At 59.3% G+C, this 6,974-nt stretch carries 6 protein-coding genes; 2 read left to right on the top strand and 4 right to left on the bottom strand.

Annotation, left to right across the window (positions count from 1 at the left end; genetic code table 11):
- On the bottom strand, nucleotides 1-1,540 hold a 1,540-nt coding region (locus AACY11_RS02880; RefSeq protein WP_339493830.1), incomplete at its 3' end, for a DUF6531 domain-containing protein.
- A gap of 248 nt (nucleotides 1,541-1,788) precedes the next feature.
- On the opposite strand from AACY11_RS02880, the gene AACY11_RS02875 reads away from it, so the two are divergent.
- Nucleotides 1,789-2,484: an HAD-IA family hydrolase gene (locus tag AACY11_RS02875; protein WP_339464982.1), complete on the top strand. Its 696-nt coding sequence runs from the start codon at nucleotides 1,789-1,791 to the stop codon at nucleotides 2,482-2,484.
- Nucleotides 2,485-2,558: 74 nt separating this feature from the next.
- On the opposite strand, the gene AACY11_RS02870 is transcribed toward AACY11_RS02875, so the two are convergent.
- Complete coding sequence (locus AACY11_RS02870; protein ID WP_339493829.1) at nucleotides 2,559-3,305, bottom strand: 3-oxoacyl-ACP reductase family protein; 747 nt, start codon at nucleotides 3,303-3,305, stop codon at nucleotides 2,559-2,561.
- A 126-nt stretch (nucleotides 3,306-3,431) separates the two neighbouring features.
- On the opposite strand from AACY11_RS02870, the gene AACY11_RS02865 reads away from it, so the two are divergent.
- A complete protein-coding gene (locus AACY11_RS02865; protein ID WP_339432494.1) occupies nucleotides 3,432-4,358 on the top strand; it encodes a LysR family transcriptional regulator in 927 nt (308 codons plus the stop codon).
- Nucleotides 4,359-4,499: 141 nt separating this feature from the next.
- On the opposite strand, the gene AACY11_RS02860 is transcribed toward AACY11_RS02865, so the two are convergent.
- Nucleotides 4,500-5,228, bottom strand: a complete 729-nt coding sequence (locus AACY11_RS02860; protein ID WP_339432493.1) for an aspartate/glutamate racemase family protein — start codon at nucleotides 5,226-5,228, stop codon at nucleotides 4,500-4,502.
- 54 nt (nucleotides 5,229-5,282) lie between these two features.
- On the bottom strand, nucleotides 5,283-6,821 hold the full coding sequence (locus tag AACY11_RS02855; protein ID WP_339432492.1) for an NCS1 family nucleobase:cation symporter-1: 1,539 nt from the start codon (nucleotides 6,819-6,821) through the stop codon (nucleotides 5,283-5,285).
- Nucleotides 6,822-6,974: the final 153 nt, after the last annotated feature.

Below are 6,974 nucleotides of genomic sequence, written 5' to 3'. Positions count from 1 at the left end.
AGGCGTCGTAGCAGTAGCTGACGAGGGTGTGTTCAGTCTTCCACTCAGCCTGTTGAAACGACTGGTAATCGATGCCGATCAGGTGCTGACGGTCGTAGCGCAATAACAGAGAACGACCCGCCCCGTTATCCAATCGTTGAACCCTGTCAGACCGATCCCTATGCACCGTCAGACGGTTGTCATACGCATCACTGATCGCTGTCAGCCGGCCAGCGCGAAAGTGATAAAACCGCGCCGCGTCCCCCGCCAGCGCGAGGACTAATTCCTCCGGTTCATCCCCCAGAAAAATCGCCGCCCGCGACAGACTGTTGTGAATCGCCGGCCGCTCGACACTCGGCAACGGAAACCGTGTACGGCGGTTTTCGTGGTCAATCCAGACCACCTCGTCAGCGTCGAACGCCAGCCGATGCGCCAGCGAATGGCTCCAGCCAAACCCCAGACCGACATCGATTTCGGCGGCACTGGTGCGGTACAACCGGGTGAACTCGAACGCCAGCAAGCCATCGAGGGTGCCATCGGTGAGGGTCAGCAGTTCTTCGCCGGTGACCATCGATACGGGGCAACCGTTGGTGCAGGTCGACGGCACGCAATCGGCGCTGTCACCGTTGGGTTTTTTTGCCTGATTAGGGGCGTCGTCGTGGGCCTCATGGCGCTCCAGTCGCGCCATGCCATGAGTCTTTTTTCGTGCAACGGGCGCTGGATTCGGCACCGTCAAAACCACCGAATCGGCCTGACGAATATTCAGCGCAATTGACGGTGTCGGTTTCAGCTCAGCAGCACGGGCATTGATTACCAACGGCTTGAGCACGCTCGCATGCCGACTCAGCTCGGGCTCAGAGGTCAGCTCAGCCAGGCGCAATGCCGAGGCCGCCAGCCACTCCCGCGCCCGTGGCGATTTGATCTTCGCCAACACTTTGCTGCTCAAGCGCAGCGGTACACCGACACCGCCAGATACCCGCATCAACAGGAAGCTGATCAACAACTCGACGCGAACCTCGGCCACCACTTCGGCCAGGTACTGCGGCGGCAGCATTTTCAGCCAACTGGTGAATGCGGCCAGATGAATGAACATCAGCGGCTCGTCGCTGAGGATCAGCAGACCGTTAGCGATGGCCTCGCTTGAGGCTTGCAGCAGGGCGTCCAGCTCAATGTCGGTCAGGTACTCCAGCAGCTTTTCGCTATTGGCCTGCAAGTCGGCAAGCAGGGCAAACAGTTGCTTGATGTCATCCCAAACGCCGTGCAGGGCGTTCTCGAATCCGCGCCAGTCGGCTTGCTGCAGTTGACCGTAACGCTCAATGAATCCGGCGCTGGAAAACGCTGCCCATAGCGGCTGAAATTCCGTCCACTCCCCACGTAACCAGACTTCCAGGTCGTCGAGAATGCCTTGATAAGAGGCGTACAACGCTCGGACATGCTCAGCGCAGACATCGGGAAAGAAGGTGATGCGATAACGCTGGCCCCGGTCGCAGTCGTTCAGCTCCAGAATGCCGCTGGGGCCGATGCTGTTGTTCAGGGCCAGAAGCCGATCGGGTTGGAGCATTCGCAGTCACTCGCGCACGTGAAAAAAGAGGTGCGCGGACTTTGCGGATGATCAAAAAGGAAAGAAGTCGGGAGAGTAGGCAATGCCTGTAGGGCGTTTCGCTAAATGCTCGCGATTAGTTCGTCGCTTCGACGAACATTGACCGTTGCTCAATGCCCGTTGCGCTCGCTATGCTGCTGAACCCTTTAATCAGGTCCGAGCAGCGGCGCTACCGGTCGCCTGGGATATGTTTGATAACGGATCCGATGATGAATGCACCGCTGAAGGCGTTTGGCCCGATCAAGGCCGTGATTTTCGATATGGACGGTTTGCTGCTGGACACCGAGGGCATTTACACCGAGGTCACTTCGCTGATTGCCGAGCGGTACGGGCGCACTTTCGATTGGGGCGTCAAGCAGAACATTATTGGCCGAGGCGCCAATGACCTTGCCAATTACGTGGTCCAGGCGCTCGATTTGCCGATCACTGCCCAAGAGTTTCTGGTGATTCGTGAGCCATTGATGCGTGAGCGCTTTCCCAAGGCTCAGGCAATGCCGGGCGCTGAGGAATTGATTCGCCACCTCAAGGCGCACAACATTCCGATTGCGGTGGGCACCAGTTCGTCGCGTCAGTCGTTCGGCCAGAAAACCACCTTGCACCGCGACTGGTTTGAACTGTTCGATTTCATCGTCACCGCGGACGATCCGGAAGTCGGCGCAGCCAAACCGGCGCCGGATATTTTCCTGACCGCGGCCCGTCGTCTGGGTGTCGCGCCTGAGGATTGTCTGGTGTTCGAGGATTCGCCGTTTGGCGTTACCGCGGCCAAAGCCGCGGGCATGACCGCCATTGCCATTCCCGACGCCGCGATGGCTGATGAGAAATACGCACACGCCGACGGTATTCTGCGGTCGTTGAAAGCCTTCATCCCGAGCGCCTGTGGTTTGCCGGCGCTGGAATGGGCCTGAACGCCAGATATCAAAAAACGCCGCCCCTCTGTTAAAGGAGGGGCGGCGTTTTTCTTACAGACGGTTGAGAAAAATCAGGCGCCGAAACCACCGTCGATGGTCAGGCTGGCACCGGTGATGTAACCGGCTTCAGGCCCTGCGAGGTAAGCGACGAAGCTGGCGATTTCTTCGGCTGTACCGTAACGACCCACGGCCATCAACGGAATCAGGCTTTCGGCGAAGTCACCGTTGGCAGGGTTCATGTCGGTGTCGACCGGACCGGGTTGCACATTGTTCACGGTGATACCACGAGGGCCCAGATCACGCGCCAACCCCTTGGTCAGGCCCACCAGCGCCGACTTGCTCATCGCATACACACCGCCGCCGGCGAAGGGCATACGGTCAGCATTGGTGCTGCCGATGTTGATGATCCGTGCACCTTCGCCCATGTGTTTGGCGGCTTCCTGGGAGGCGATGAAAACGCTGCGAATGTTGATCGCCACGGTTTGGTCGAAATCTTCCAGTTTGAAGTCTTCCAGTGGGGCGACGGCCAGTACGCCGGCGTTGTTGACCAGAATGTCGAGGCGACCAAAGGCTTCGACGGTGGCGCTGACCGCATGGCGGATGGCGGCGGCGTCGGCGCTGTCAGCCTTGATCGCCAAGGCTTTGCCGCCGCTGGCGGTGATGCTGTTTTGCAACTCTTCGGCTTTGACCGTTGAGCTGACATACGTGAAGGCAACCGCAGCGCCTTCAGCGGCTAGACGTTTGACGATGGCAGCACCGATGCCACGGGAACCGCCTTGAATCAGAGCGACTTTGCCGCTGAGGTGTTGAGTGGACATGTTCGATCTCCAGAGTATTCAAGGCGCAATGCCTTGTTGTTGGAACCGAGTATCGGCTTCTGATCCACAGCCGTGTAGACCCTGATTGCTATAGTCTGTGTAAACCAAAAGTTTATAGTGGCGACCATGGAAACCTTCAGCAGTATCGAATGCTTTGTGCGCAGTGCCGAAGTCGGCAGCTTTGCCGAGGCTGCGCGGCGCCTGAGCCTGACGCCAGCGGCAGTGGGCAAGAGCGTGGCGAAGCTTGAGGCGCGGCTCGGTGTGCGCTTGTTTCAGCGCAGTACGCGGAGCCTGACGTTGACCGAGGCGGGGCAGCTGTTTTTGAGTCAGGTCAGTGCCAGTCTGACGACCATCCAGAACGCGGTGGCCAATCTGGCCAGTGTCGAGGGCCTGCCAGCGGGGACTTTGAAAGTCAGTATGGGGACGGTATTCGGGCGCTTGTACATCGTGCCGTTGCTGGAAGCGTTTTTACGTCGATTTCCGGCGATCAACCCTGACTGGCATTTTGATAACCGCCAGGTCGATTTGATTGGGCAAGGTTTCGATGCGGCGATTGGCGGGGGATTTGAATTGCCCCAAGGTGTCGTCGCGCGCAAATTGGCGCCGGCGCACCGAGTGTTGGTGGCATCGACGGGGTATCTGGAAAGTCACAAAGCAATCGTCGAGCCTGATGACCTGCAACACCACGATGGCATCCTGATTCGCTCGCCGCAAACCGGTCGAGTGCGCTCCTGGCAGTTGATCAGCAGTGGCAGCCAGCTCTGCCGCCCCTTGACCCTCAAGACGCGAATGACCATGAGCGACTCCGAGGCGGCCTGTGCGACTGCCGCGCAAAGTCTGGGAATTGCATTGGTGAGCATGCCGTTTGCGGTGGGTTATCTGCAGGCGGGCACGTTGCAGCGTGTGCTGCCGGATTGGTACATCGATGACGGCAACATTTCGATCTACTACGCCGAGCATAAATTGTTGCCGGGCAAGACGCGGGCGTTTGTCGATTTTGTGATTGAGCAGTTTGCGCAGCAGGGCTTGGCGCAGCGGTTCAGTGCCATTTGAACATGGCCTGAGACCTGGTTGCCCCGATTTGCGAGCAAGTCCGCTGCCACAGGGTTTTGTGTCGTTTACAAGGCTCCCGTTCCACACAAAACCTGTGCAAGCTTGCTCGCGAATGAGTCGACTCGATATCCGACTGTGAACTCAGCGAGCAAACCGCTGCGCCCAGCCAATGATTTTCTTCGGCCGCGGCGTCGCATACGTCCGCACCTTGGACGTCGACAGCCGCAACCGCACCAGCGCTTCAGCGATGGTCACCGCTGCCGTCACTCCGTCCACCACAGGCACCCCGGTACGCCGACGAATCTGTTCATCGAGCCCGGCCATGCCGCCGCAACCCAGGCAAATCACTTCGGCCTTGTCCTGCGTCACGGCCAGTTCAGCCTGATGCACGATCGCCTCCAGCGCGCGCTGCGGCTCGTGTTCCAGTTCAAGAACGGCCAAACCACTGGCTCGAACTGAAGCACAACGGTCCCACAAACCGGACAATTTCAATCGATCCTCGATCAGCGGCACGGTGCGATCCAGGGTGGTGACCACCGAGTACGCGTGCCCCAGGAACATGGCCGTACTGGCGGCTGCGTCAGTGATATCCACCACCGGTACATTGAGCAGTTCCTGCAAGCCTTCGCGCCCATGTTCGCCATAACCGGCCTGAATCACGGCGTCGAACGGCTGGTCGTAGGACATCACCCGATCCATCACGGCGATGGCCGCCAGATAGCTTTCGAAATTGCCTTCAACCGAGTCAGCACCGAAATACGGCGTGAGGCCGACAATTTCCGTACCGGGTGAGGCGACAGCCTGCGCCGAGCGGGCAATGGCCTGAGTGATGGAATCTGTGGTGTTGACGTTGACCACGAGAATGCGCATGAAAAATCCTTATAACGGGCAGTTCTGCGGCCCGAAGTCCGGGCCGCGAAGGGGTTAATGGCAGACGTTGTCGACGGCGAAGGCTTCGCCACTGACGTCGGCGTAGTGCGGTTGGCGTTTGGCGATGATGAGGTAAAGCATTCCGGCGATCCCGGCGCCGATCAGCCAGGAGAAGGGCGAAACGTTGTGGAAACCAGGCACCAGCGCCAGGACGATGGCGATCAGCGCAGCGGGAATAAACGCCGTGACGGCGCGCCAATTGATACCGCGGCTGTAGTAATAAGCGCCGTTGGGGTCTTCGCTGTAGAGCTGAGGAACGTTGATCCGGCCTTTGCGGATCAGCCAGTAGTCGACCATGATCACCCCGTACAACGGGCCGAGCAGGGCGCCCAAACCCGACAGGAAGTACACGATCACCAGCGGACTGTTGTAGAGATTCCACGGCAGGATCAGCACCGCGATGGTCGCGCTGATCAGCCCGGCGCGGCGAAAGGTCAGGTATTTGGGCGCCAGATTGCTCAGCACGAAGGCCGGGGCGACGAAGTTGGCCATGATGTTCACCGCCACGGTGACGATCAGGAACGCCAGGCAACCCAGCACCACAAAGAAGGTGTTGGGAATCGAAGCGATGATCTCGGTCGGGCTTTCGATGATCCGGCCATTGATCTGGAATTGCGCGCCACACAGCAGGACTGTTATCGCGGCGAACACCAGAATATTCACCGGCAAGCCCCAGAAATTCCCGACCTTGATGGTCTTGCGGCACGGCGAGGAGCGGGCGAAGTCGCAGAAGTTGAGAATCAACGTGCCGTAGATCGCCAGCCACAACGCGCCGCCTGCAAAAATATTGCGCCACATCTCGCCGCCGGTCAGCGGTTCGCGGATCGACCAGGCGATGGTTGCGTTGGCTTGCGTGTACATCCACGCGGCGAGCGCGGCGACGGTCAGCAAAATCACCGGCCCGGCGAATGCTTCATACCGGCGAACCATTTCCATGCCGTAGGCAAGAATCGCCAATTGCACGAACCAGATCGCCACGAAGCACACCCAACCCAAAGTCGACAGGCCGAGGATCGCGTTGTCATCGTACTCGGCGAAGCCGGGATGGACTGCCGTCAGTAACACGCGCAAAACCACTGACGCGAGATACGTCTGAATGCCGAACCAGGCGATGGCGATCACCGCCCGGATCAGTGCAGGAATTTGCGCGCCGTGGATGCCGAAACTGATCCGGCTGATCACCGGAAACGGCACCCCGGTTTTCTGCCCCATGTAGCCGGACAGGTTCATGAAGAAATACACCAGTGCCGCGCCAATCCCCAGCGACAGCAAAATTTGCCAGCCACCCAGGCCCAAGGCATACAGGCCGATGGCGAACGAGTAGTTGGCGATGTTGTGCACGTCGTTGGTCCACAGGGCGAAGATGCTGTATTTGCCCCAGCGCCGGCCTTCGGCCTTGGTCGGTGCCAGATCGCTGTTGTGCAGACGCGGGCTCAGTTGTAACGGTTCGCTCAAGCCGTCAGGGGGCAAGGGTTGAGCGTGGACAGAGGCGGGCAGATTCAGCGCGACGTTATTGGAGAGACTTGTACGCATTCCGGCAGGCTCCTGATGTTCAGGACCGCGATGACTGTGCGTGAGCTGTCAGGCTCGACAAATCTTCGTCGCGGCAGTGAACCATCATTGGTTACGGGGCATCTGCAGCCTGTACGGGATAGGGCGCTTCAGGCTTGCGGATCGAAAGTGTGT

Source organism: Pseudomonas sp. RA_105y_Pfl2_P56 (assembly GCF_963970845.1).
Taxonomy (GTDB): domain Bacteria; phylum Pseudomonadota; class Gammaproteobacteria; order Pseudomonadales; family Pseudomonadaceae; genus Aquipseudomonas; species Aquipseudomonas baetica_A.
The sequence above is the reverse complement of the archived record's forward strand: the minus strand, read 5'-3'. Positions and strand labels throughout refer to the sequence as shown.